Source organism: Curtobacterium sp. PhB130 (assembly GCF_003755165.1).
Lineage (GTDB): Bacteria > Actinomycetota > Actinomycetes > Actinomycetales > Microbacteriaceae > Curtobacterium.
Genome location: NZ_RKII01000008.1, coordinates 164,415 through 188,537 on the forward strand (window position 1 = coordinate 164,415; position 24,123 = coordinate 188,537).

The window sequence follows — 24,123 nt, forward strand, 5'->3', positions numbered from 1 at the left end:
GTGCGTCAGATCTTGGTGTGGCCGAACTCGTCCACACCGGTCTCGTGGGTGCGGGTGGCTTCGAACTTGTTCGAGTGGCGGTACGCGACGTCACGGAAGGACCACGTGACGAACCCGAGGAACGCGAAGAACGCGGCAGCCACGACCGGGAAGATGAACGCGGGGACCGACGAGGCGTGCTCGGCGGCTTCAGCGAGGAGGGTCATGGTGCGATGCTCCGATCGGTCGAGGAAGGCTGCGGACCAGTCTAGCCGCGGATCTGGCCCTGTCCGCGCACGACCCACTTCGTGCTGGTCAGTTCGGGCAGCCCCATCGGCCCCCTGGCGTGCAACTTCTGCGTGGAGATGCCGACCTCGGCGCCGAAGCCGAACTCGCCGCCGTCGGTGAAACGCGTCGACGCGTTCACCATCACGACCGCCGAGTCGACCGCGGCGAGGAACCGCTCCGCCGTGTCGACGTCGTTCGTGACGATGGACTCGGTGTGGTGCGTGGACCACTGCGCGATGTGCGCCATCGCGGCGTCGACGTCCGGCACGACGCGGATCGACAGGTCGAGGTCCATCGACTCCGTGGCCCAGTCGACGTCCGTGGCCCGGAGCACGCCCGGCACGATCGCCCGGGTCTCGTCGTCCCCGCGGAGCGTCACGCCCGCGGCACGGAGCCGGGCGGCGAGCGTCGGGAGGAGCCGTTCCGCGGCGGACCGGTGCACCAGCAGCGTCTCGAGGGCGTTGCACACGCTCGGGCGCTGCACCTTGCTGTTCAGCACGATGTCGACGGAGCGGTCGAGCGGCGCGGACTCGTCGAGGAAGACGTGCACGACGCCGGCGCCGGTCTCGATCACGGGGACCTGCGACTCGGTGACCACCGTCTGGATGAGCGACGCGCTGCCCCGCGGGATGAGCACGTCGACCAGCCCGCGGGCACGCATCAGTTCGGTCGCGCCCTGCCGCCCGAACTCGTCGATCGTCTGCACGACCGCCCGCGGGAGCCCGACGGACTCGACGGCGTCCTGCAGCCGGGCGACGAGCACCGCGTTCGTGCGCTCGGCAGCGGACCCGCCGCGGAGCACGACCGCGTTGCCGCTCTTCAGGGCGAGGCTGGCGATGTCCACCGTGACGTTCGGACGCGCTTCGTAGATCGCACCGACGACCCCGAACGGGACCCGGACCTGGGAGAGCTGCAGGCCGTTCGGCAGGACGGACCCGCGGACCGACTGCCCGACCGGGTCGGTGAGACCGACCACGTGCTCCACCGCGACCGCGAGCGCTTCGATCCGGGCGGGGTCGAGCCGCAGCCGGTCGAGCAGGCCACCGGAGAGCCCGCTGTCCTCACCGGCGACGAGGTCACCGTGGTTCGCGGCGACGATCTCGTCGGTCGCGGCCCGGACCGCTCGGGCGATGGCTCGGAGCGCGCTGTCCTTGACCGCGGTGGTCGCCGTCGCGAGTGCGGCGGCCGCAGCGCGTGACGCGACGAGCTTGTCCGTGAGGGTCGGTGCGGGTGCGGTCAGCGACATGGCTCGATTGTAGGTCGGCCACCAGCACCGTGACGGTGCGCGACGCCCGTCAGGGACGTGGGGCCGCGTGGAACCAGGTGCCGACGGGCTCGCCCGCCAGTGCCTGCTCCACGAGCGCGGTCGCCGTCACGAGGACCGACGTGCCCGCCTCCGCGGCGAGCCGGGCCGCGGCGACCTTCGTGCCGGCTCCCCCGGTGCCGACCCCGGACTTGCCCACCGATCCGAACGTGACCCCGGCGAGCTCGTCGCCGAACGGGACCTCGTCGATGCGGGTGGCCCCCGGCAGCTCCGGCGGCCGCGTGTACAGGGCTTCGACGTCGGAGAGCAGCACGAGCGCGTCGGCGCCGAGCAGCCGCGCCACCAGGGCCGCGAGCCGGTCGTTGTCGCCGAAGCGGATCTCGTGCGTGGCGACCGTGTCGTTCTCGTTGACGATCGGGAGCACCCGGAGCGCGAGCAGCCGGTCGATCGCACGCTGCGCGTTCACCCGGTGCGTGGGGTTCTGCAGGTCCCCCGCGGTCAGCAGGATCTGCGCCGCGACGACGTCGTGCCGGTCGAGCTGCTGCTGGTACCGGAACATCAGGACGTTCTGCCCGGTGGCCGCCGCCGCCTGCTGGGTGGCGAGGTCGTCGGGTCGGCCCTCGAGCCCGAGGAACGGGAACCCGGTCGCGATCGCCCCCGAGGAGACGAGCACGACCTCGGTCCCCCGCCCGTACGCTGCGGCCAGGGCGTCGACGAGGGCACCGATCTGCCCGGTGTTCTCACCGCTGACCGACGAGGAACCGACCTTCACGACGATCCGGCGGGCGCGCGGGATGTCCGAGCGCTCCCGGACGGTGCCGAGCGCGGTGCGGTTCGTCGTGTCGGTCATGCCCGGATCAGTCCCTGCTGTCGCTGCCGTCGTCGCCGGCCGCGCTGCCGCTGGCCGCGCTGTCTCCGTCGTCCGCCCAGAGCCCGGAGACGCGCTCCTGCTCGAGCTCGGCACGTGCTGCGGCCTTGGCGTCCATGCGCTCGAAGTACTCTTCGCGACGCTGGTTGCGGGTCGGGCGCATGTTCATGTCGACACGGGCATCCGTTCCGCGGGCGCTCGTGATGAGCTCCGCGGTGGACGTGAGCGTCGGCTCCCAGTCGAAGATCATGCCGCCGTCGCCGCCGATGACGACGGTCGACCCCGCGACGGCGCCGGCCTTGAACAGGCCGTCCTCGACGCCGAGCTTGGCGAGCCGGTCGGCGAGGTAGCCGATCGCCTCTTCGTTCTCGAAGTCGGTCTGCTGCACCCAGCGCTCCGGCTTCGACCCGCGGACGCGGTAGAAGCGGTGCTCCTCGCCACCCTCGGCCTTGACCGTGAACCCGCCCTTGGCATCGACGGCCTTCGGACGGATGATGATGCGCTCGGCTGCGGGCTCGGACGCCTTCGCCGCGCGGGCCTGCTCGACGATGCCACCCAGCGCGAACGAGAGCTCGCGGAGGCCCTGGTGGGACGCGGTCGAGATCGCGAAGACGCGGTAGCCGCGGGCTTCGAGCTCGGGGGTGACGAACGCGGCGAGTTCCGCGGCGTCCGGGACGTCGATCTTGTTGAGCGCGATGAGCTGGGGGCGCTCGAGGAGCGGCACCTGCCCCTCCGGCACCGGGTACCGCTCGAGCTCGCGGAGCAGCACGTCGAGGTCGCTGATCGGGTCGCGGCCCGGGTCGAGCGTGGCGCAGTCGATGACGTGCAGGAGCACCTCGCAGCGCTCGACGTGGCGGAGGAACTCGAGGCCGAGGCCCTTGCCCTCCGATGCGCCCTCGATCAGCCCGGGGACGTCGGCGACGGTGAAGCGCACCTCACCGGACTCGACGACGCCGAGGTTCGGGGTGAGGGTCGTGAACGGGTAGTCCGCGATCTTCGGCTTCGCGGCGGAGATCGCGGCGATGAGCGAGGACTTGCCGGCGCTCGGGTACCCGACGAGTGCGACGTCGGCGATGGTCTTCAGCTCGAGCCGGACGTCGCCGCCTTCGCCTTCGGTGCCGAGGAGCGCGAACCCGGGGGCCTTGCGCTTCGTGGTCGCGAGTGCGGCGTTGCCGAGACCACCCTGACCGCCCTGGGCCACGACGACGCGCATGCCGGGCTCGGTCATGTCGGCGAGCAGGTCGCCGTTGTCCTCGTACACCACGGTGCCGACGGGCACGGGCAGCTCGAGGACCTCACCGGAGACCCCGCTGCGCATGTCGCCCATGCCGGGCTGACCGTTCTTGCTGGAGCGGTGCGGCGACCGGTGGTAGCCGAGCAGGGTCGTGACCTGGGGGTCGGCGACGAGGACGATGTCCCCACCGTCACCGCCGTTGCCGCCGTCCGGGCCGGCAAGCGGCTTGAACTTCTCGCGACGAACGGACACGCAGCCGTTGCCGCCGTTCCCCGCGCTGAGGTGCAGGATCACGTCGTCGACGAACGTCGCCATCGGGTGTCACTCTTTCGTAGAAATGGGAAGGAGGGGCAGGCACTCGGCCTGCCCCTCCTCCTGAAGTACTGCGTCGTCAGTGGTGCTTACGCGTTGACGATGTTGATGACCTTGCGGCCACCCTTGGTGCCGAACTCGACCGAGCCGGCTGCGAGGGCGAACAGCGTGTCGTCGCCACCGCGACCGACGTTCGCGCCCGGGTGGAAGTGCGTGCCGCGCTGGCGGACGATGATCTCACCGGCGTTGACGACTTCGCCACCGAACCGCTTCACGCCGAGGCGCTGTGCGTTCGAGTCGCGACCGTTGCGAGTGGAACTCGCACCCTTCTTGTGTGCCATTGTCTACTCCCGCCTTACGCGATCTTCGTGACCTTGACGCGCGTGAGTTCCGCGCGGAAGCCCTGGCGCTTCTTGTAACCGGTCTTGTTCTTGAACTTCTGGATGATGACCTTCTTGCCGCGGAGGTCCTCGAGCACCTCGGCGGTGACGGTCACCTTGGCCAGGTCGGTCGCGGCGGAGGTGATGTTGTCACCGTCCACGAGGAGCACGGGCGCGAGCTCGATGTTGCCCTTGTCATCGGCCTTGGCGCGATCGATGGTGATGATCGTGCCGACCTCGACCTTCTCCTGACGGCCGCCGGCGCGCACTACTGCGTAAACCACGTGGAAATCCTTACGTAACTCTGCTTGAGGGAAGTCTCGGGTGCCCAGGCGCGATCTGGCCGGTGGGAACCGGTGATCGGCGACACAGGCAGCAGGGCCGATTGACCAGACCGCACAGTGACACCAGGGATCGAGAATACTCGATGGGCATGGGTCCGGTCAAACGGCGACACGCACGTAGCATGTCTGAGTGACCGTGTTGATCGACCCGCCGACGTGGCCCGCACACGAAACCGTGTGGTCGCACCTCGTCAGTGACCTATCGTACGCGGAACTCCACGACTTCGCGGCACGTGCCGGTGTGCCACGCCGTGCGTTCGACCACGACCACTACGACGTGCCCCTCGCGCGCTACGAGGAACTCGTGTCGCTGGGGGCCACGCCGGTCACCGGGCGCGAGCTGGTCCTGCGGCTCATCGCCAGTGGGCTGCGGGTCGCGCAGCGCGACAAGCGCGCGCACTGACGGCGCGCGTACTGACGACCGGCCTGGAGGCGCGGCTCGGCCCCGGCTCGCGGGTGCGGGCCGGGAGACGGCGGGTCGACCGCCGCGCTCCGGCCCCCGCGGTGCGCTCAGCGCGCGGCCGGCGGTCCCCACGGGTTCGCGGGCGGCGCGGACTGCTGCGGCGCCTGGGGTGCCTGCTGCTGCTGCGTCTGCTGCTGCGCCTGCTGCTGCTGCGGGGGCGCGAAGCTCGTCGCAGGCACCGCGTCCGCCGGGCGGACCGTGCCCGGGGTGCCGGGAGCGCCGGCACCGGGACGACCACCACGAGGGCGGCCGAGCCACAGCCACGCCACGGTGGCCGTCGCGAGGAGCATCACGGTCAGCGGGATGCCGCGCTGCACCGGGGAGGTGAGGACGTCGATGACGAGCCGCTTCGGCCCGGACCCGATCGCCCCGTACGCCCCCGTGAAGACCCCCACGAGCGCCAGCGCGACGGTCCCCGCGGCACCGCCGAGCACGGCGCGGAGCAGCACGACGGGCAGCGGGCTGCGTCGGGTGATCGGCGTCAGGAAGGCCAGCCCGAGGAAGGCCCCCGCGTAGAACGGGAAGGGGCTGAGGAACACCGCGGTCGCGAAGCCGAGCACCACGCTCTGGCCGCCGTAGGACCCGAACGGCCCGATGTACAGGCTCGTCCCGATCATCCCGACGAGCCCGGAGGCGGCCTGGACCGCCAGGACCGCGACGACGGCGATCGCCGCACCGGCAGCGGCGGATGCCGAGGCTCCCGGCGCGAACACCGTGGTCGGGCTCCCCGGCGCACGCGGCGTGCGGGGCGGCCGCGGGGGTGCGTACGGCCCGGTGCCGTACCCACCACCCTGCGGCTGCTGTGCGGGCGGCTGCTGCGGCTGCTGCTGCCACCCGGCGCCGTAGTACCCCCGGTCGTCCCCCGGACGCTGCTCCGGACCGCTCACGCTCAGTTCCCCAGGATCACGGGGCCGTCGTCGGTCGGGGTCTCCCCCGAGGTCGCCGGAGCGCTGATGCTGCCGGACGACACCCGACGCGAGCGTGCTCGGCCCTGACCGGGCTGCTTGGGCTCCGGGAGCGCCTGCAGCACCGAGTCGAGGAGCGAGTCGGCGTCGGGCGCCTTGCGGGGCTCGCGCTTCGTCACCGCGACCGGGATGTCGAGGATCGCGACGGTGGTGTCCGTCGGGGTGACCGGCGCCGAGGACGAGACACGACGGCGCGTCGGCGCTGCCGGGGCCGTGGCCTCGGGCGCGACCGCCGGCGTGGCGGCAGCAGCCGGCGCGGCGGCCGGAGCAGCGGCGGCCGGAGCAGCAGCAGGCGCGGCAGCCGGTGCGGACACCGTCAGGATGCCGTCGTCGGTCGTCGGCGCGGACTGCTCGGAGCTCGCACGGCCACCACGACGGCGGCGGCGCTTCGACCCACCGGAGGACTCCCCCTGCGGCTCGGACGCCTCGGGCGACGACGAGGAGGGCGCTGACACCGGGGACTCGACCGTGGCCGGGGACGAGGGCGCCGAAGCGGCGGCCTCTTCCTCGTGCGCGAGGGTGGACGCGGCGATCCGGGACAGCGCGTTCTTCACGTCGTCCGTGATCTGGTGCGCCTGTGCCGACTTCGACTCGCCACCGTTGTGGCCGCCGGCCCCGGACCCGCCGTTGCCGCGCGAGGCGTTCCCGTTGGAGCCGTTCCCGTTCCCGGTGGAACCGTTGCCGTTCGACCCGTTGCCGTTCGACCCGTTGTCGGACCCGTTGCCACGACCCTTGCGGCGACCCTTCGAGGGGCCGGCGTCCGCGTTGTTGTCGTTGACCTTGGCGTTGACCTCGTCGAGCGACTCGCGGAGCCCGACGCCGATCTTCTTGCGGGTCATCTGCACGAGGCCGAGCGAGGTGACCTCGGCGACCTGGTGCTTGGTGCGGTCGCGGCTGAGGCACTCGACGAGACGACGGAGCACGAGGTCCCGGTTCGTCTCGAGCACCATGTCGATGAAGTCGACGACGATGATGCCGCCGATGTCGCGCAGGCGGAGCTGACGGACGATCTCCTCGGCGGCCTCGAGGTTGTTCTTCGTGACGGTCTCCTCGAGGTTGCCCCCGGAGCCGACGAACTTGCCCGTGTTGACGTCGATGACCGTCATGGCCTCGGTGCGGTCGATGACGAGCGAACCACCGGAGGGCAGCCAGACCTTGCGGTCGAGCGCCTTCTCGATCTGCTCGTTGAGGCGGTACTCCTCGAATGAGTCCGGGCCGTCGTACAGCTCGACGCGGTCCTTGAGGTCCGGCGCCACGGCGGTGAGGTACTCGTCGATGGTCTCGCGCGCGGCGTCGCCGTCGATGATCAGCTTCGTGAAGTCCTCGTTGAAGACGTCGCGCACGATCTTGACGAGAAGGTCCGGCTCCGAGTGGAGCATGACCGGCGCGTGACCGTTCTCGACCTTCTTCTGGATGGCTTCCCACTGCGCGGTGAGGCGCTGGACGTCGCGGGTGAGCTGCTCCTCGGTCGCACCTTCGGCAGCGGTGCGGACGATGACGCCCGCGTGCTCCGGCAGCACTTCCTTGAGGATCTTCTTCAGGCGGGCACGCTCGGTGTCCGGGAGCTTCCGCGAGATGCCGTTCATCGAGCCGTTCGGCACGTACACCAGGTACCGGCCGGGCAGCGAGACCTGGCTGGTCAGCCGGGCGCCCTTGTGGCCGACCGGGTCCTTCGTGACCTGCACGAGGACCTTGTCACCCGGCTTCAGCGCGGCTTCGATGCGACGACCGTGGTTGCCGGTCTCGACGGAGTTCCAGTCGACCTCACCGGCGTAGAGCACGGCGTTCCGGCCGCGGCCGATGTCGACGAACGCGGCTTCCATCGACGGCAGGACGTTCTGCACCTTGCCGAGGTAGACGTTGCCGATGAGCGAGACGTTGTGCGACTTGGTGACGTAGTGCTCGGCGAGGACGTTGTCCTCGATGACACCGATCTCGATCTTCTGCGCGCTCGAGCGGACGATCATCTGGCGGTCGACGCTCTCGCGGCGGGCGAGGAACTCGTCCTCGGTCACGACCTGGCGCCGGCGTCCGGCATCGCGGCCGTCACGGCGGCGCTGCTTCTTCGCCTCGAGGCGGGTGGAGCCCTTGATGCGCTGCGGCTCGGTGATGAGCTCGACCTCGCGGCGGCGCGGCTCCTGGTGGTCACGGGGCTCGCGGTGGTCGCGCGGTTCGCGGTCGGCGCTCGAGCCACGACGGCGGGTCCGGCGACGGCTGCCGCCCTGGACGTCGTCGTCCTCGTCGTCCCAGCGGTCGTCGCGCTCTGGGCGGGCGGCGCGGGTGGGCAGCTCCGGCAGGACCGGCGCGTGGAAGATCAGGCTGAGCGTCGAGGTCGCCTTCGGCGTTTCCGGCTCGGGCGCCGCGGGCGTCTCGTCCGGCTGCTCGGCGACCTCGGCCTCGGCCTCGGTGTCCTGCGCGGCGGACTCGGCGACGGCGGTCGCCTCGGCAGCAGCGGCGGCGCCGGCATCAGCGGCACCGGCGTCATCGGGCTCGGCCTCACCGGGCTCGGCGACGACCGGCAAGTCACCGGTCAGTGTGCTGACGTCGCTCGGCGCGTCCGTCGTCGCGGTCGCGACCGACACCTCGACGGAGACCGTCGCGTCGGTCGCGGTGCCGTCCTCGACCGGACGGGAGGCACTGCTCGCCTCGGGCGTCGCGGTCTGGTCGGTCTGCGCGACCGTCTCGGTGCCCTGGTCGGTGACCGTGTCGACCGCGTCGGTCGACTCGGTCGACCCGCCACGGGCCTCCTGGCCGGACCGGGCGCGGCGACCGCCGAACAGGCGGCCCCGTCGCTTCGGTGCGGCGTCGTCGTGGTTGTTCGTTCCGTTGTTCTCGTTCTGCTCCACCATGGACTGGTGCACTCCTCGGCCCCGCTCCCACCCCGAGGGGCGGCGGGAATTCTGTAGTTGTGGCGGGCGGCGGCGACGCCACCCACACTCGCTGGTCAGTGACCGTCCGGCGTCGACATCTTGTGCGGTCCGCGCTCGTTCCGTGCGGAGCACCCGGCCCCGCTCGGCTCGGCGTCGGAGTGACGCGTCGTCCGGTCACGGCACGCTCTCACCGTGCCTGATCGTCCGGGCTGGTGCCCGGAAAGCTCTCGTCGTCGGGTGGATCTCCCACCCGACCCTGTGATTATCGCACGCGACGCCCGGGAAGGCGCGGAGCCGTCGTGTCATGATGACGCTGTGAGTACGACTGCACCAGCCACCCGTCGCCCGGTCGCCATCGCGGTCCTGCTGCTCGTGACCGGCGCGGTCGCCTTGTACGCGGCGTTCCGGCTGGTGCTCGACGAGTTCGAGAAGTACGCGAACCCGGACGCGGTCCTCAGTTGTGACGCCAGTCCGTTCATCAGTTGCTCGGACGTGATGGCGAGCTCGCAGGGGCACCTGTTCGGCTTCCCGAACCCGCTGCTCGGGCTGATGGGCTTCGTCGCGCCGATCGCCGTCGGGGTGGTCCTGCTCGCGGGCTTCCGCGGGACGCGGTGGTTCTGGATCGTGTTCAACGCGGGCGTGTTCCTGGCCTGGGTGTTCGTCACGTGGCTCTTCACACAGACCGTCTGGTCCATCGGCGCGCTCTGCCCCTGGTGCATGCTCGTCTGGGCGATGACGATCCCGATGTTCTGGGTCTTCACGGTCTGGAACATGTCCCGCGGCACGTTCGGTGCCCGCGGTCAGCGCATCGGGAAGGCACTGTTGCCGTTCTGCTGGGCGATCCCGCTCGCGAACTACCTGGTCATCGTGGTGGTCGTCCTGATCATGTTCCCGACGGTGCTGACCTCGCTCTGAGCCGCCGCAGTTCGGTGACACGTCACCTGATTCCTGGACTCTTCTCAGCCAGGAGGGCCCGTCGGCGCGTCGTCAGCCGTTACGCTCGTTCCCGATGAGCGACAACGAGAGCAGCAAGAAGGCTCGCCGGAACGCCGCACGGGAACGTGCCGCCGCCCAGCGCGAGAAGGAGAAGTCCCGCCGGCGCCGCAACCGCACCCTGACGATCAGCGGCATCATCGTCGGTGGTCTCGCCGTGATCGCGGTCGTCGTGCTGGTGATCGCCAACTCGATCCAGCCCGCGGGCCCCGGACCGAAGAACATGGCGAGCGACGGCATCCTCTTCCAGGGCGAGAACAGCCAGATCGTCCCCGTGACGACGAAGGCCATCCCCGAGGGCGGCAAGCCGACCGCCACGAAGCAGGACGACTCCCTCGCGAACATCACCGTGTACGAGGACTACATGTGCCCGTACTGCAACCAGTTCGAGACCGCGCAGATGACGCAGATCAAGCAGTGGGTCCAGAGCGGGTCCGCCACGCTCGAGATGCACCCCTTCAACCTGCTCGACCGCTCCTCGCTCGGCTCGAAGTACTCCACCCGGGCCGCTGCGGCCGCCGCGTGTGTCGCGAACTACCAGCCCGACGCCTTCCTCGACGTGAACGCCGCGTTCTACGAGAACCAGCCGTCGGAGAACACCCGCGGTCTCTCGAACGCGAAGCTCGCCTCGATCGCGAAGAAGGCCGGCGCGACGGACAAGGACATCGCGTCCTGCATCACCGACCAGAAGTTCGCCGGGTGGGTCGGTGACGCCACGAACCGGGCGCTCACCGAGAAGATCCCGAACTCGTCGCTCGACAAGCTCACCGGCACCCCGCTCGTGCTCGTCAACGGCAAGCAGTACAGCGGCACACTGACCGACACCGACGCGTTCGCCGCGTTCGTCGAGCAGAACGTGAGCGCCAGCTAGCGCGAGCGAGCGAGCGCCAGCGTCCGCGGCGCGAACGCGCGCCGCACAACCAAAGACGGCCCGCACCACGAGATCACGTGGTGCGGGCCGTCTTCCGTTGTGCGGATCCAGACGGAACCGCCTGGAGGCCCGGTGCCGGTCCGGCGGACCGGCACCGCGCCTCCAGGCGGTCACCGACGCGGCCACGCGCGGGCGCGGGCGGGCGCGCGGGCGCGCGCGCGGGCGGCCTGCACCGGCGCACAACCGAGAGCAGCCCGCACCACGGGAATCCATGGTGCGGGCTGCTCTCGGTTGTGCGGACCGCCAGCGGCCGCGGGCCGCGGGCCGCAGGCGGTGCGGGTCAGGCGGCGCGGGTCACGCGAACCAGAGCGCGAGTTCGCGTGCAGCGGACTCGGGGCTGTCCGAGCCGTGCACCAGGTTCTGCTGGACCTTGAGGCCCCAGTCGCGACCGAGGTCACCACGGATGGTGCCCGGCGCGGCCGAGGTCGGGTCGGTGGTGCCGGCGAGCGAGCGGAAGCCCGCGATCGCCGCGTTGCCGGCGACGCGCACGGCGACGACCGGACCGGACTGCATGAACTCGACGAGCGGCTCGAAGAACGGCTTGCCCTGGTGCTCCTCGTAGTGCGCGTCGAGCAGGTCGCGCGGCGCGGTGATCATCTTCAGGTCGACGATCTCGTAGCCCTTGGCCTCGATCCGGCGGAGGATCTCACCGGTGAGCTGGCGGGCGACGCCGTCGGGCTTGACGAGGACGAGGGTCTCTTCGAAGTCGGACACAGCGGTACTCCCTGAGGTTCGGGGGTGGATGTGGTCAGTCCTCGGCAGCGGCGCGACGGGCGGCGTTCTGGCGGTCGAGCTGACCGCCCTTGACGAAGCAGAAGATCCACAGCGCCAGGAACACCAGGCCCACCACGAACATGAACGGCTCGATGAAGCCGGTGGCGAGGATGGCCGCCTGCAGCAGCCACCCGAACCATACACCGGCGCGGGTACCGGTCAGACGCGACGCGAGCGCCAGCACGATCATCGCGCCGATGCCCCCGCCGAACGCCCACCCGGCGGGCAGCGTGTGCTTGCCGAAGACGACGAGCATCGGGAAGAAGAACATGATCGCCTCGAGCACGAGGGCGATCGAGGTCAGGCTCTCCTGCGCGCCACGCTCACGTCGCTGCCGCGGCTGACGACCCGGCCTGGAGGCTCCGCGCGCGTCCGTCACTTCGCCTCACCCTCTCCGTGGACCAGGTCCATGACCGCACCCACCATCACGATGGAGCCGGCGACGAGCACCATGGCGTCCTCGGCTTCCGCCTCGTCGGCCAGGTCGCGCGCTTCCTGCAGCGCCTGGGTGAGCGAGGGCTCGACGACCACGCGGTCGTTCCCGACCTCGTCGACGACGATCCGGGCGAACTCGTCCGCGTCGAGCGCACGCTCCCCCGGCGGCTGCGTGACCACGAACGTCGCGATCGTGTCCTTGAGCGCGCGGACGAACCCGCGGGCGTCCTTGTCGGCGAGGATCCCGACGACACCGACGACGTGCTCCGACGGGAACGCGACGGGCAGCGCGTCGGCCAGGGCCTTCGCGCCGTGCGGGTTGTGTGCGGCGTCGACGACCACGGTCGGGTCCTGCGCGATGGGCTGCAGGCGGCCGGGGCTCGTGGCACCGGCGAGGCCCTCGCTGAGGACGTCCTCGTCGAGGGCCTGGGTCCCGCGGCCGATGAAGGACTCGACGGCGGCGATCGCGACCGCGGCGTTGTGGGCCTGGTGCACGCCGAACAGCGGGAGGAACAGGTCGTCGTAGCGACCGGCAACACCCTGGACGGTGATGAGCTGTCCACCGACGGCCGGGGTCACGTCGACCACGGAGAACCCGGTGCCCTCGACGGCGAGCGTCGACTCGGTGAGCTCAGCGGCACGCACGAGTTCGGCGAGCGCCTCGGGGACCTGCGCGCTCGACACGACGGCCGAGGACGGCTTGATGATCCCGGACTTGGTGCGGGCGATCTCGGCGACGGTGTTGCCGAGCTGCTTCGCGTGGTCGATCGCGATCGGGGTCAGCACCGCGACCTGGCTCTGCACGACGTTCGTGGAGTCCCACTCGCCGCCCATGCCCACCTCGATCACGGCGACGTCGACGGGCGCCTCGGCGAAGCACGCCAGCGCGAGCACCGTGAGCGCCTCGAAGAACGTCAGCGGGAGTTCGCCCTTGTCGGCGAGCTCCTGGTCGGTCATCGCCAGGATCGGGGTGATGTCGTCCCAGTTCTCCACGAACCGGTCCGGAGCGATCGGCTGCCCGTCGATGACGATGCGCTCCCGGATGGACACCAGGTGCGGGCTCGTCATGAGTCCGGTGCGCAGGCCGTGCGCGCGGACGATGCTCTCGGTCATCCGGGCGGTCGACGTCTTGCCGTTCGTCCCCGTGACGTGGATCACCGGGTACGCCAGGTGCGGGTCGCCGAGGAGCTCGACGGCACGACGGGTCGCGGTCAGGCGGTGCTCGGGTGACTGCTCGCCGATCCGGGCGTACAGGGCGGCCTCGACGCGGCGGACCTCGTCGTCGTCGCCCCCGTAGGGCACGGCGTCGCCGGGGTCGGTGTCCCCGGCCGGTCCGACCGGGATCTCGATCCCGTCCGGCGTGGTCTCCCCGAACTCGTCGCGGTCGTCGCGGTCGTTGCTGTCGTAGCTGTCGCTCATGCGCGCTCCACCTCCACGGTCACCTTGGCACCGTCGCCGACCTCGGTGGCCGGGTCTTCCTTCGCGAACACCGCTGCCACGAGCTGCAGGGTCGTCGCCAGGGTCTCGTTCGCGATGAGCTCCTGGTGCGCCTGCACCGCTGCCTCGGCCGTCTCGTCGGCACGGAGCGTCAGGACGATGCGGTCGCTGACGTCCAGGTCGGCGTCACGGCGGGCCTGCTGGACGGCACGGACGACGTCACGGGCCAGCCCCTCGGCCTCCAGCTCGGGCGTGGTCACGGTGTCGAGCACCACGAAGCCGCCGCCGTCGAGGAAGGCCACGGCGTTCGACGCGTCGGCCACGGTGAGGTCGAGCGTGAACTCGCCCTCGACGAGGTCGATCCCGCCGACGGTGACGCCGGTCTCCGTCGCCGCCCAGTCGCCACGCTTGGCGGCCGGGATGACCTGCTGCACGGCCTTGCCGATGCGGGGTCCGGCGGCGCGGGCGTTCACGGTGAGCTTCCGCTCGATGCCGTACTGCGCCAGGGACTCCTCGGCCTGGGTCTCCAGGACGACGCGCTTCACGTTGAGCTCGTCGCGGAGGATGTCCGCGAACGGCTCGACGGCGGCGGTGTCCGGCACGACGAGCGTCAGCGTCGCGAGCGGCAGCCGGACGCGCTTGCCGGTGGCCTTGCGGAGCGCGAGCCCCTTCGACGCCACGTCACGCACGCGGTCCATCGCGGCGACGAGGGCGTCGTCCGCGGGGAACTCCTCCGGGCTCGGGAAGTCCGTCAGGTGCACGCTGCGGTCGCCGGTGAGACCCTTCCAGACCTCCTCCGAGACGAGCGGTGCGAGCGGTGCGGCGACCCGGGCGAGGGTCTCGAGCACGGTGTACAGCGTGTCGAACGCGGCCTTCGCCGAGTCGCTCGACTCGGCGCCGAGCCAGAACTTGTCCCGCGAGCGTCGGACGTACCAGTTCGTCAGCACGTCGGCGAAGTCGCGGATCGCCTGGGCGGCGAGCGGGGTGTCGAGCGCGTCGAGGTGCGTCGTCACGTCGGTCACGAGCACGCGGGTCTTCGCGAGCAGGTACCGGTCGAGCACGTCGGTCGAGTCCGTCCGGCGCGACGCCTGGTAGCCATCGGGCCCCGACGCATTCGCGTACAGCGTGAAGAAGTAGTACGTCGACCAGAACGGCAGCAGGAACTCGCGGACGCCCTGGCGGATGCCCTCTTCGGTGACGACGAGGTTGCCGCCACGGATCACCGACGAGGACATCAGGAACCAGCGCATCGCGTCGGCACCGTCGCGGTCGAACACCTCGGAGACGTCGGGGTAGTTCCGGAGCGACTTCGACATCTTCTGCCCGTCGGAGCCGAGGACGATGCCGTGGCTGATCACGTTCGTGAACGCGGGCCGGTCGAACAGCGCGGTGGAGAGCACGTGCATGACGTAGAACCAGCCGCGGGTCTGCCCGATGTACTCGACGATGAAGTCGGCCGGGTTGTGGCTGTCGAACCACTCCCGGTTCTCGAACGGGTAGTGCACCTGCGCGTACGGCATCGACCCGGAGTCGAACCAGACGTCGAACACGTCGGAGATCCGGCGCATCGTGGACTTCCCGGTGGGGTCGTCCGGGTTCGGGCGGGTCAGGTCGTCGATGAACGGACGGTGCAGGTCGACCTCACCGTCGCCGTTCAGCGGCAGCCGGCCGAAGTCGCGCTCGATGTCCGCGAGCGAGCCGTACACGTCGGTGCGCGGGTACTCGGGGTCGTCGGAGACCCAGACCGGGATCGGCGTGCCGAAGTAGCGGTTGCGCGACACCGACCAGTCGATGGCGTTGCCGACCCACTTGCCGAACTGGCCGTCCTTGACGTTCTCCGGCACCCAGGTGATGTCCTCGTTGAGCTCGCCCATCCGGTCGCGGAACTCGGTGACCCGGACGAACCAGGACGACACGGCCTTGTAGATGAGGGGCCTGCGGCAGCGCCAGCAGTGCGGGTAGCTGTGCTCGTACGAGGCCTGGCGGAGGAGCCGTCCGGCGTCCTTCACGGCCTTCGTCAGCGGCTTGTTCGCGTCCGACCAGAGCTGCCCGGCGACGAGCGGGAACTGCGACGTGAAGACACCGCCCTCGTCGAGGGAGAGCACGACCGGGATGCCGGCCGCCGCGCAGACCACCTGGTCGTCGGCGCCGTACGCCGGGGCCTGGTGCACGATGCCGGTGCCCTCGCCCGTCTCGACGTAGTCGGCGACGAGGATCTGCCAGGCGTGCTCCATGCCCTCGGTCTCGGCGAGGAAGTCGAACAGGCGCTCGTACCGGACGCCGTCGAGCTCGGAGCCCTGCAGCTCGCGCGTGACCGCCGCGACAGCGGCCTCCGCCGATTCGTAGCCGAGGTCCTTCGCGTAGGCCGCCACGGTGTCGGCGGCGAGCATGTAGGAGACGGAGCCGGCGGCGCCACCGTCAGCCGAGCCTCCCGGCCCGGCGGGCAGCACCACGTACGAGACCGCGGGCCCGACGGCCAACGCGGCGTTCGTCGGGAGCGTCCAGGGGGTCGTCGTCCAGGCGAGCGCACGCACGCCGTCGAGCCCCAGCTCCGCAGCGCGCGCGCCCTCGAGCGGGAACGAGACCGTCACGGACTGGTCCTGACGCATCTGGTAGACGTCGTCGTCCATGCGCAGCTCGTGGTTCGACAGCGGGGTCTGGTCGTTCCAGCAGTACGGCAGGACCCGGAAGCCCTCGTACGCCAGGCCCTTGTCCCACAGCTGCTTCCACGCCCAGAGGACGCTCTCCATGAAGGTCACGTCGAGGGTCTTGTAGTCGTCCTCGAAGTCCACCCAGCGCGCCTGGCGGGTGACGTACTGCTGCCACTCGTCGGTGTACTGCAGCACGGACTTCTTCGCGGCGGCGTTGAAGACGTCGACGCCCATCTCGTCGATCTGGTGCTTCTCGGTGATGCCGAGCTGGCGCATCGCCTCGAGCTCGGCGGGCAGCCCGTGGGTGTCCCAGCCGAAGCGACGGTGCACCTGCTTGCCGCGCATCGTCTGGTAGCGCGGGAAGACGTCCTTCGCGTACCCGGTCAGCAGGTGCCCGTAGTGCGGCAGGCCGTTCGCGAACGGCGGGCCGTCGTAGAAGACCCACTCGTCGCAGCCGTCACGGCGGTCGATCGACGCCTGGAAGGTGTCGTCGCCCTTCCAGAAGGCGAGGATGCCCTGCTCGACGTCAGGGAAGGACGGCGAGGGGGTGACGCCGGCAGCGTCGACTGCATCGCGGTTCAGTGGGTATCGCACCGGTTGCTCCTGTGGGTTCGGTTGCTCTCCACGAGGACGGAGCACGCTCCGCGGTACCACCTCGCTTGCCGCACACGCCGGTGCGACCGCTCGTCGTCGGGGATGGTGACGGTCCCGAACCCGTCCGGCTCTACTGACGATCCGCTCGCGCGTCCCGCGTTCTTCCGGAAGCTCCCCGGTGATGGCCGGATCGGTGCTCTTGGAACACGAGTTTAGCGGACGAGAGCATGCTTGAGAGATGCCCTCGTCTGAACAGCAGGACCGTCCCGAGTCCTCCCTCACCGTCGTCATCGCGTTCGGCGCGAACCTGCTCGTCGCGATCGCCAAGACCATCGCCTCGATGCTGTCCGGATCCGCGTCGATGGTCGCGGAGGCGGCGCACTCGTGGGCCGACACCGGGAACGAGGTCTTCCTGCTCGTGGCCGAACGACGCGGTGCCCGGAAGCGGGACAGCGCGCACCCGCTCGGGTACGGGCGGGAGACCTACATCTGGTCGATGTTCGCGGCGTTCGGGCTGTTCACCGCTGGCGCGATCGTGTCGATCTACCACGGCATCAGCGAGCTCGGGGACACCGGGCCCGCCGACGACGTCCTGCTGAACTACATCGTGCTCGCGCTGTCGTTCTGCCTCGAGGGGACGAGCTTCCTGCAGGCGTACCGGCAGGCCCACGGCGCCGCCCGGAAGCGCCGGGTGCCGGTGCTCCGGCAGGTGCTGCAGTCGTCGAACCCGACGCTCCGGGCCGTGTTCGCCGAGGACGCCGCCGCGCTGATCGGTCTCGTGGTCGCGTTCCTCGGGGTGTTCCTCCACCAGATCACGGGGCTGGCGGTGTTCGACGCGATCGGCTCCATCGCGATCGGTGTCCTGCTCGGGGTCGTGGCGATCATCCTGATCGACCGCAACCGCCGGTTCCTGCTCGGCGAGAGCACGTCGCCGGAGCTGGAGAACGCGGTGCTCGTCGAGCTGCTCGGGCGCCCGCAGATCGACCGCGTCACGTACCTGCACCTGGAGTTCGTCGGGCCGTCCCGGGTGTACCTCGTCGCGGCGATCGACCTCATCGGCAACGAGGACGAGTCGCACGTCGCGGTCCGCCTGCGCGAGGTCGAGAAGTCCCTCGAGGAGAGCCAGTACATCGAGGAGGCCGTCCTCACCCTGAGCCTGCCGGGCGACGAGTCGCTGATGCCGACCGACGGCGACGTGCCCGAGGTCGTGCGGGACGGCACCGTGGAGGACGTGGCGTCCGGCGGGGCCGGCACGCTCCGCACCGACTAGCGCGGCGGCGCGGCCGCCCGCGGTGTCGCACGGCGCAGCACAACGGAAACCGGCTCGAACCACGCACGTCCGCGGTTCGAGCCGGTTTCCGTTGTGCGACGCCGGTCCGCACCGCGGAGCGCGGGCGCCGCGTCAGCGGGCGGGAGCGGGCGGGAGCGGGCGGGAGCGGGCGGGAGCGCGCGGGCGTCGCGTCAGCGGGCGTCGAGTCCGGCAGCCACCGGGGTCAGCGCGGCGCCGACGTACTCGACGAGCGGCCGGCGGGCCACCCCGTCGGCGACCCACACCCCGAACGCCGCAGCGGCCGCGCCGAGCATCGCGCCCGACACCGTCTGCGGCCAGAGCGACCCCGGGTACTCCCCCGTGCGGCGCGCGACGAACGCGGCGACCGCGTCGTGCTGCGCCGTCACCCGCGCGGCGACGCTCGCGACGAGCTCCTGCCCGATGCCCATCACCTCGGCCTGTGCGACCGCCCACGGCACGCGCTCCGGATCGTGGGCGCGGGCGGCGGCGAGGAGCGCCTCCTCGACGGCGCGCACGGCCGACGGCTCGGCGGATTCCGCCAGCAGGGCCGGCAGCGCGGCGACGGCGGCGTCGAGCTCGAGCCACATCACGTCCGACTTCGCCGGGAAGTAGTTGAAGAACGTCGCCCGGCTGACCCCGGCGCGCGCGGCGATGTGGTCCACGGTGGTGCCGGCGTAGCCCTGCTCGAGGAACAGCTCCGCGGCGGCGTCCGCGAGCACCTCGGCACTCGAGCGTCGCGGCCGTCCCCCGCGGCGGATCGGTTCGTCCATGGTCCCCAGTAAACAGCTAGACTCGTCCAGCCATGATCTTGGACCCAGTACAGAAACGCCGTACCCGAGCCGCGGGCCTCGTCGCGGGTGCCACCGCGCTCCTCCTCGCCCTGACCGCGTGCACCGGCGCCGGCACGAGCACGACGAGCAGCTCGCCCGTCACCGGCGGCACGCTGACGTACGCGTCCGGTGACGCCGAACCGACCTGCCTCGACCCGCACGTCGGCGGCAACTACCCGCAGGCGCTGCTGTCGACCCAGTACATCGAGGAACTCGTCGGACTCGACGACGGCAAGCCGACCCCGTCCCTCGCCACGAAGTGGACGACGAGCGACGACGGGAAGACCCTGACGTTCACGCTCCGCGACGACGTCACGTTCACCGACGGCACCCCGTTCGACGCCGCCGCGGTCGTGGCGAACATCGAGCACGTGCAGGACCCGGCGACGGCGTCGAGCACGGGGTACCTCGCCCTGCAGTCCATCGAGAAGGCCACCGCGACCGACGACCACACCGTCACGCTGTCGCTCAGCCGTCCGGACAGTGCGCTCCTCGAGTCGTTCTCGCAGCCGTGGGTGGGCATGGAGTCCCCGAAGGCGCTCCAGCGCACGCAGGCGGTGAACTGCGAGTCGCCCGTCGGCACCGGCCCCTTCACGATCACGAACTGGAAGCACGGCGACCGCGTCACCCTCGCGGAGAACGACGACTACTGGGGCACGACGAAGCCGCGGCTGTCCGGCATCACGTGGCGCTTCCTCCCCGACTCGACGTCCCGGTACGCGGCGCTGCAGTCCGGGCAGGTCGACGTCATCGACAACGCCCAGCCCGACCAGCTCAAGGCCGCGTCGGCGAAGTCCACGATCCGCGACCTCGACGCCCCGCGCCCCGGCGCCTCGAACCGCCTCGAGCTGAACTCCGGCCACGGCGTGTTCCAGGACGAAGCCGTGCGCAAGGCGTTCATCGCCGGCGCGGAGATCAACCCGGGCGTGCAGTCGCTGTTCCTCGGCACCGCGAAGCGCTCGTACTCGGCGCTCTCCAGCGTCGAACCGTTCGGGTACTCCGACAAGAGCCTGTTCCGGTACAGCCCGAGCACGGCGGAGCAGCTCCTCGACGACGCCGGCTGGAAGGTCGGCTCGGACGGCATCCGGCAGAAGGACGGCAAGCAGCTCACGGTGACGTTCCCGGTGTCGACCAACCAGTCGGTGCCGGCCGAGCGCAGCCTGTTCCAGCAGATCCAGGCATCGGAGGCGAAGGTCGGCATCAAGGTCCAGCTCGAGGAACTCGACCTGTCCAGCTGGTACGCCGCCCTCGCGAAGAACCAGTACGACGTCGTCAGTGCCCCGTACACGAAGGTCGGGGCTGACGTGCTCCGGATCCTCTACGACTCCGCGAGCATCACCCCGGCGCCGTCGGGGTACTTCGCGAACCTCGCCCAGCTCGACGACCCGAAGGTCGACGCGCTGCTGGAGCAGGCGGCGCAGACGTCCGACACCAGCACACGCGGCAGCCTCTACGAGGAAGCGCAGCAGCGGATCCTGGAATCCCGGACGGTGCTGCCGCTCTACGACCAGCAGAACCACTTCCTGTACCGCTCGGCCGTGCACGGGATCCGGACGACCGCCGTCTCGACGCCGTGGTTCGGCACCGCATGGATCGACCGCTGAGCTGGGTCTGGTGGGCACTCCGCCGACTGCTCGGCGGCATCGGGGTGCTCTGGGCCGTCGCGACGATCGTGTTCGTCGCGATCCGGCTCATCCCCGGCGACCCCGCGCTCGCGGTCCTCGGCGGCCCCGGGTCGCAGGCCTCGGCCGCGGCGGTCGCCCAGGTCCGCGCGGACTACGGGTTCGACCGACCCGTCATCGTGCAGTACGCGGTGTTCCTCGGACGCCTGGCGACCGGACAGCTCGGTGACTCGTACGCCTTCCGGACCCCGGTCGCGACGCTGCTCGGCCAGCAGCTGCCGGTCACGCTGACGCTCGCGGTCGCCGGGCTCGTCGTCGCCTGGGTGCTCGCGATCGTCGCCGCGTGGTGGTCGACCCAGCGCGGCAGGGTCGCCGCGACCCTGACCAGCGCGATCTCCGTGACCGCGAGCGTCACCCCGCACTTCTGGCTCGGCAGCGTCCTCATCGTGGTGTTCGCGAGCGCGCTCGGCTGGGTGCCCGCGGTCAGCGACGGCAGCGTCCGCGGATGGGTCCTGCCCGTGCTGACGGTCGCGGTCCCGGTCGCCGGCTACCTCGCCGAGACCGTCCGGGACGGCGTGGTGGACGCCCAACGCTCGGCGTTCGCGCTCGCCGCCCGCGGCCGTGGCGAGACCCGCGCGGGGCTCTTCGGCCGGCACCTGCTCCGGCACGCCGCGCTCCCCGGGATCGCGCTGTCCGCCTGGGCCTTCGGGTCGCTCGTGTCCGGCGCCGTCGTCGTCGAGTCGGTCTTCGCGCTGCCCGGCATCGGCCGGGCGCTCGTGACCGCCGTCACCCAGCGGGACATGCCCCTGGTTGCCGGGATCGCACTCGTCTCCGCGGCGGCCTACGTCGTGGTGCTCGCGGTCGCCGACCTCGTCGAGCGCGCCGTCGACCCGCGCACGAGCCAGCGCGGTCCCGGCCACGGGGCGGACGCGCGATGAGCGGGATCGCCGAGCCGAGCCTCCAGGCCGGTGCGACCGCGGCAGACCCGCCGACGCGACCCGGACGCACCCGCGCCCTCGGCCCCGCCGGCACCGTCGCCGCCGCCGTCGTGGCGCTCGCCGTCGTCGCAGCCGCGTGGCCGGCGCTCCTCGGCGGCGCACACCCGCTGGCGGTGCACCCGGCCGAGGCGCTCCTGCCACCCGGCGCCGGGCACCTCTTCGGCACCGACGAGTCCGGCCGGGACGTCCTGGCCCGGGTCGTCGCCGGCACCCGCGCGAGCCTCCTGGTCGGCGTCGTCGCCACCCTCGTCGGCGGAGGCGTCGGCATCGTGCTCGGCGTCGTCGCCGGACTCGGGGGCCGCATGGTCGACGCCGTCGTCGGCCGCGTGACCGAGGTCGCGTTCGCCCTCCCGCTGCTCCTCGTGGCGCTCGTCGTCATCGCCGTGACCGGCCCCGGTCCGGTGCCCGCGATGCTCGCCGTCGGGTTCGCGACCGCTCCCGGCTACGCGCGCATCGTCCGCGGGCTGGTGCGGACCGCGCGGTCCTCGCAGGTGGTCGAGACCGCCGTGCTGCAGGGTCGCTCCCCCGCGCGCATCGTCCTCCGGCACGTCCTGCCCGCCGCGCTCTGGCCGATCGTCGCCGTGGGCACACTCGGCGTCGGCCAGGCGATCGTCTGGGCCTCCGCCCTCAGCTACCTCGGCGTCGGCACGCCACCACCGGCCCCGGAGTGGGGCGCGATGCTCGCCGACGGCCGGACCTACCTGCAGACAGCACCCTGGATGAGCACCTTCCCCGGCCTCGCGATCGTCGTGCTCGCGACCGCGGTGACGGTGCTCGGCCGGGCCCTCCGACCCACTGGAGCAACCCGATGAACGTCGTCGAAGCACGAGGACTCTCCGTGGCGGTCGGCGGCACACCGCTCGTCCGGGACGTCGCCCTCGCCGTCGCCGCCGGCGAGTGCGTCGCCCTGGTCGGCGCGTCCGGCTCGGGCAAGACCGTCACCGTCCGCGCGCTCCTCGGCCTGTCCGCGCCCGGTTCCGCCGTCCGCGCCGACGGGCTCGAGGTCGCCGGCCTCGACGTGCGCGCGTTCTCCGACCGACGGTGGCGTTCGGTGCGCGGCGCACGTGTCGGATACGTCGGACAGGAGGCCCTCGGCGCGTTGGACCCGCTCCGTCCCGTCGGGCGCGAGGTCGACGACACCCTCCGGCTGCACACCGCGATGAGCGCACGTGAGCGCGTGGACGCCGTGCGCTCCGCGCTCGCCGGGGTCGGTCTCGACCCGGCGATCGCGTCCGACGGACGGCTCGCGGGGACGCTCTCCGGGGGGATGCGGCAGCGGGCACTCATCGCCGCCGCCACGATCGGGTCCCCGGCGCTCGTGATCGCGGACGAGCCGACGACGGCGCTCGACGCGGGGATCGCCGTGCGGGTGATGGAGCAGCTGCGGGCGGCGCAGGAGCGCGGCGCGGGGCTGCTCGTCGTGACGCACGACCTGGGGCTCGTCGCGGGGTGGGCGGACCGCGTCGTGGTGATGGACGCGGGGCGCGTCGTGGAGGAAGGAGCCGTCGCGGCGGTCCTGCGGTCCCCGGTGCACGCGGCGACGCGGGCGCTGGTCGCGGCGGCCGGCGCAGGTGCCGGGTCGCACGGTGCGAGGGGCGCCGCGGGTGCCGGGTCGCACGGTGCGAGCGCGGGCGCGGGCGCGGGTGCCGGGTCGCACGGTGCGAGGTCGGGCCACGCGGTGCTCGAGGCGCGGGAGCTGTCGAAGTCGTACGACCGGGTGGACGCCGTCACGGGCGTGTCGTTCACGCTCGAGCGTGGCCGCTCGCTCGGCGTCGTCGGCGCGTCCGGCTCCGGCAAGACCACCCTCGTCCGGATGCTGCTCGGCCTCGAGGCGCCCGACGCCGGCACGGTCACGCTCGACGGCGAACCGTGGGCGCCGCTCCCCGAACGGGACCGCCGTGCCCGCCGCACCCGGGTGTCCGCCGTGGTGCAGGACCCCGGCGCGACCTTCGACGAGCGCTGGAGCGTGGAGCGGGTACTCGCGGACGCGTTCACCGACGGCAACGCCCGGCGGGCGACGGGCGAGCTCGGGGACCGGGTGGACGCCGCGCTCCGGCAGGTCGACCTCGACCCGGCGCTCCGCGACCGGTCACCGCTGACGCTCTCCGGCGGGCAGCGGCAGCGACTCGCGATCGCCAGGGCGCTGGCGACCGACCCCGCGGTGCTGGTGCTCGACGAACCCGTGACGGCACTCGACGCCACCGTGCAGGACGCGGTGCTGACGCTGCTCGAACGGCTCAGGGACACCACCGGGGTGGCGATGGTGTTCGTGTCGCACGATCTCCGTGCGGTGCGGCGCATCGCCGACGACGTGCTGGTGATGCACGAGGGCGCGGCCATCGAGCACGGACCCGCCGCCGACGTGTTCGCACACCCGGAGCACCCGGTGACGGCGGAGCTCCTCCGCGCCGCCGAACGGCTGTCGGCTGGCCCGGCCGCGGCCGCGGCGTAGCGACGGCGCGCAGCGCGCGACCGCGCTCCGCGCGAGACGCCGCGCTCCCCGCGAGACGCCCCACTCACCGCGAGACGCCGCCACCTCCCGCGGTGTCTCGCGGGGGTGACGGCGTCCCGTGTGGTGAGTCGGGCCTCCAGGCCGGTGC

21 protein-coding genes are annotated in these 24,123 nt (G+C 71.6%); 8 read left to right on the forward strand and 13 right to left on the reverse strand.

The genetic code is table 11. From position 1 onward, the window contains the following. Window positions 1-5: 5 nt before the first annotated feature. From EDF24_RS10790 to rplU, 6 genes are all read right to left on the reverse strand, one after another. On the reverse strand, window positions 6-206 hold the full coding sequence (locus EDF24_RS10790; RefSeq protein WP_123653946.1) for a hypothetical protein: 201 nt from the start codon (window positions 204-206) through the stop codon (window positions 6-8). A gap of 41 nt (window positions 207-247) precedes the next feature. Continuing rightward, on the reverse strand, window positions 248-1,513 hold the full coding sequence (locus tag EDF24_RS10795; RefSeq protein ID WP_123702833.1) for a glutamate-5-semialdehyde dehydrogenase: 1,266 nt from the start codon (window positions 1,511-1,513) through the stop codon (window positions 248-250). A 49-nt stretch (window positions 1,514-1,562) separates the two neighbouring features. Beyond that, a complete protein-coding gene (gene proB / locus EDF24_RS10800; protein ID WP_123653948.1) occupies window positions 1,563-2,381 on the reverse strand; it encodes a glutamate 5-kinase in 819 nt (272 codons plus the stop codon). 7 nt (window positions 2,382-2,388) lie between these two features. After that, window positions 2,389-3,948, reverse strand: coding sequence for a GTPase ObgE (gene obgE / locus EDF24_RS10805; RefSeq protein ID WP_123653949.1), 1,560 nt, complete (start codon window positions 3,946-3,948; stop codon window positions 2,389-2,391). An 86-nt stretch (window positions 3,949-4,034) separates the two neighbouring features. After that, a complete protein-coding gene (gene rpmA, locus EDF24_RS10810) occupies window positions 4,035-4,286 on the reverse strand; it encodes a 50S ribosomal protein L27 (RefSeq protein ID WP_071298800.1) in 252 nt (83 codons plus the stop codon). Window positions 4,287-4,300: 14 nt separating this feature from the next. Further along, window positions 4,301-4,609 carry a 50S ribosomal protein L21 gene (gene rplU / locus EDF24_RS10815; protein WP_123653950.1) on the reverse strand — a complete coding sequence of 103 codons (309 nt, stop codon included), beginning with the start codon at window positions 4,607-4,609 and terminating at the stop codon, window positions 4,301-4,303. Between the two features lie 190 nt (window positions 4,610-4,799). Between rplU and EDF24_RS10820 the strand changes: the two genes are divergently transcribed. Next, a complete protein-coding gene (locus EDF24_RS10820; RefSeq protein ID WP_123702835.1) occupies window positions 4,800-5,072 on the forward strand; it encodes a DUF4031 domain-containing protein in 273 nt (90 codons plus the stop codon). Between the two features lie 107 nt (window positions 5,073-5,179). Here EDF24_RS10820 and EDF24_RS10825 read toward each other — a convergent pair whose 3' ends face one another. Together EDF24_RS10825 and EDF24_RS10830 are read right to left on the reverse strand one after the other, a co-directional pair. Further along, window positions 5,180-6,019 carry a hypothetical protein gene (locus tag EDF24_RS10825; protein WP_123702837.1) on the reverse strand — a complete coding sequence of 280 codons (840 nt, stop codon included), beginning with the start codon at window positions 6,017-6,019 and terminating at the stop codon, window positions 5,180-5,182. Window positions 6,020-6,021: 2 nt separating this feature from the next. Then, entirely contained in the window at window positions 6,022-8,946 is a 2,925-nt protein-coding gene (locus tag EDF24_RS10830; protein ID WP_123702839.1) for an Rne/Rng family ribonuclease, read from the reverse strand. Between the two features lie 336 nt (window positions 8,947-9,282). Between EDF24_RS10830 and EDF24_RS10835 the strand changes: the two genes are divergently transcribed. Together EDF24_RS10835 and EDF24_RS10840 are read left to right on the forward strand one after the other, a co-directional pair. Next, on the forward strand, window positions 9,283-9,882 hold the full coding sequence (locus EDF24_RS10835; protein WP_243698419.1) for a vitamin K epoxide reductase family protein: 600 nt from the start codon (window positions 9,283-9,285) through the stop codon (window positions 9,880-9,882). 94 nt (window positions 9,883-9,976) lie between these two features. Further along, the gene (locus EDF24_RS10840) at window positions 9,977-10,831 is read left to right on the forward strand and encodes a thioredoxin domain-containing protein (protein ID WP_123702841.1); all 855 of its coding nucleotides are present in this window, start codon (window positions 9,977-9,979) and stop codon (window positions 10,829-10,831) included. A 354-nt stretch (window positions 10,832-11,185) separates the two neighbouring features. Here the strand turns inward: EDF24_RS10840 and ndk are convergent, their stop codons facing one another. The 4 genes from ndk to ileS are packed head-to-tail and all read right to left on the reverse strand — an operon-like array spanning window position 11,186 to window position 16,782. After that, window positions 11,186-11,605 (reverse strand): nucleoside-diphosphate kinase, encoded by a 420-nt coding sequence (gene ndk / locus EDF24_RS10845; RefSeq protein ID WP_123702843.1) that lies wholly within the window; start codon window positions 11,603-11,605, stop codon window positions 11,186-11,188. A 34-nt stretch (window positions 11,606-11,639) separates the two neighbouring features. Then, complete coding sequence (locus EDF24_RS10850) at window positions 11,640-12,044, reverse strand: DUF4233 domain-containing protein (RefSeq protein ID WP_123653956.1); 405 nt, start codon at window positions 12,042-12,044, stop codon at window positions 11,640-11,642. Continuing rightward, window positions 12,041-13,519 (reverse strand): folylpolyglutamate synthase/dihydrofolate synthase family protein, encoded by a 1,479-nt coding sequence (locus EDF24_RS10855; protein WP_123702845.1) that lies wholly within the window; start codon window positions 13,517-13,519, stop codon window positions 12,041-12,043. The genes EDF24_RS10850 and EDF24_RS10855 overlap by 4 nt, the downstream gene beginning before the upstream one ends. Further along, entirely contained in the window at window positions 13,516-16,782 is a 3,267-nt protein-coding gene (gene ileS, locus EDF24_RS10860; RefSeq protein WP_123702847.1) for an isoleucine--tRNA ligase, read from the reverse strand. Before ileS ends, EDF24_RS10855 begins: the two co-directional genes overlap by 4 nt. A 238-nt stretch (window positions 16,783-17,020) precedes the next feature. Between ileS and EDF24_RS10865 the strand changes: the two genes are divergently transcribed. Then, entirely contained in the window at window positions 17,021-18,052 is a 1,032-nt protein-coding gene (locus tag EDF24_RS10865) for a cation diffusion facilitator family transporter (protein ID WP_123702849.1), read from the forward strand. A 191-nt stretch (window positions 18,053-18,243) separates the two neighbouring features. Here the strand turns inward: EDF24_RS10865 and EDF24_RS10870 are convergent, their stop codons facing one another. Then, window positions 18,244-18,843, reverse strand: a complete 600-nt coding sequence (locus EDF24_RS10870; RefSeq protein WP_123702851.1) for a TetR family transcriptional regulator — start codon at window positions 18,841-18,843, stop codon at window positions 18,244-18,246. A gap of 32 nt (window positions 18,844-18,875) precedes the next feature. Here EDF24_RS10870 and EDF24_RS10875 point away from each other — a divergent pair, with 32 nt between their 5' ends. Genes EDF24_RS10875 through EDF24_RS10890 form a run of 4 tightly spaced genes read left to right on the forward strand, consistent with a single transcriptional unit; the run spans window position 18,876 to window position 23,975 of the window. Then, the gene (locus EDF24_RS10875; protein ID WP_123702853.1) at window positions 18,876-20,507 is read left to right on the forward strand and encodes an ABC transporter substrate-binding protein; all 1,632 of its coding nucleotides are present in this window, start codon (window positions 18,876-18,878) and stop codon (window positions 20,505-20,507) included. Further along, window positions 20,492-21,463 carry an ABC transporter permease gene (locus tag EDF24_RS10880; protein ID WP_260233419.1) on the forward strand — a complete coding sequence of 324 codons (972 nt, stop codon included), beginning with the start codon at window positions 20,492-20,494 and terminating at the stop codon, window positions 21,461-21,463. The genes EDF24_RS10875 and EDF24_RS10880 overlap by 16 nt, the downstream gene beginning before the upstream one ends. Further along, window positions 21,460-22,335 carry an ABC transporter permease gene (locus tag EDF24_RS10885; protein WP_123702855.1) on the forward strand — a complete coding sequence of 292 codons (876 nt, stop codon included), beginning with the start codon at window positions 21,460-21,462 and terminating at the stop codon, window positions 22,333-22,335. Before EDF24_RS10880 ends, EDF24_RS10885 begins: the two co-directional genes overlap by 4 nt. Next, window positions 22,332-23,975, forward strand: coding sequence for an ABC transporter ATP-binding protein (locus EDF24_RS10890; RefSeq protein WP_123702857.1), 1,644 nt, complete (start codon window positions 22,332-22,334; stop codon window positions 23,973-23,975). Before EDF24_RS10885 ends, EDF24_RS10890 begins: the two co-directional genes overlap by 4 nt. The last annotated feature ends 148 nt before the right edge of the window (window positions 23,976-24,123 follow it).

Coding starts and splice junctions, on each gene's coding strand:
- EDF24_RS10865 (WP_123702849.1), top strand. CDS start 17,021: ATGCCCTCGTCTGAACAGCAGGACCGTCCCGAGTCCTCCCTCACCGTC.
- EDF24_RS10830 (WP_123702839.1), bottom strand. CDS start 8,946: ATGGTGGAGCAGAACGAGAACAACGGAACGAACAACCACGACGACGCC.
- EDF24_RS10880 (WP_260233419.1), top strand. CDS start 20,492: ATGGATCGACCGCTGAGCTGGGTCTGGTGGGCACTCCGCCGACTGCTC.
- EDF24_RS10795 (WP_123702833.1), bottom strand. CDS start 1,513: ATGTCGCTGACCGCACCCGCACCGACCCTCACGGACAAGCTCGTCGCG.
- EDF24_RS10885 (WP_123702855.1), top strand. CDS start 21,460: ATGAGCGGGATCGCCGAGCCGAGCCTCCAGGCCGGTGCGACCGCGGCA.
- EDF24_RS10875 (WP_123702853.1), top strand. CDS start 18,876: ATGATCTTGGACCCAGTACAGAAACGCCGTACCCGAGCCGCGGGCCTC.
- proB (WP_123653948.1), bottom strand. CDS start 2,381: ATGACCGACACGACGAACCGCACCGCGCTCGGCACCGTCCGGGAGCGC.
- EDF24_RS10870 (WP_123702851.1), bottom strand. CDS start 18,843: ATGGACGAACCGATCCGCCGCGGGGGACGGCCGCGACGCTCGAGTGCC.
- EDF24_RS10840 (WP_123702841.1), top strand. CDS start 9,977: ATGAGCGACAACGAGAGCAGCAAGAAGGCTCGCCGGAACGCCGCACGG.
- EDF24_RS10790 (WP_123653946.1), bottom strand. CDS start 206: ATGACCCTCCTCGCTGAAGCCGCCGAGCACGCCTCGTCGGTCCCCGCG.
- obgE (WP_123653949.1), bottom strand. CDS start 3,948: ATGGCGACGTTCGTCGACGACGTGATCCTGCACCTCAGCGCGGGGAAC.
- EDF24_RS10855 (WP_123702845.1), bottom strand. CDS start 13,519: ATGAGCGACAGCTACGACAGCAACGACCGCGACGACCGCGACGAGTTC.
- rpmA (WP_071298800.1), bottom strand. CDS start 4,286: ATGGCACACAAGAAGGGTGCGAGTTCCACTCGCAACGGTCGCGACTCG.
- EDF24_RS10890 (WP_123702857.1), top strand. CDS start 22,332: ATGAACGTCGTCGAAGCACGAGGACTCTCCGTGGCGGTCGGCGGCACA.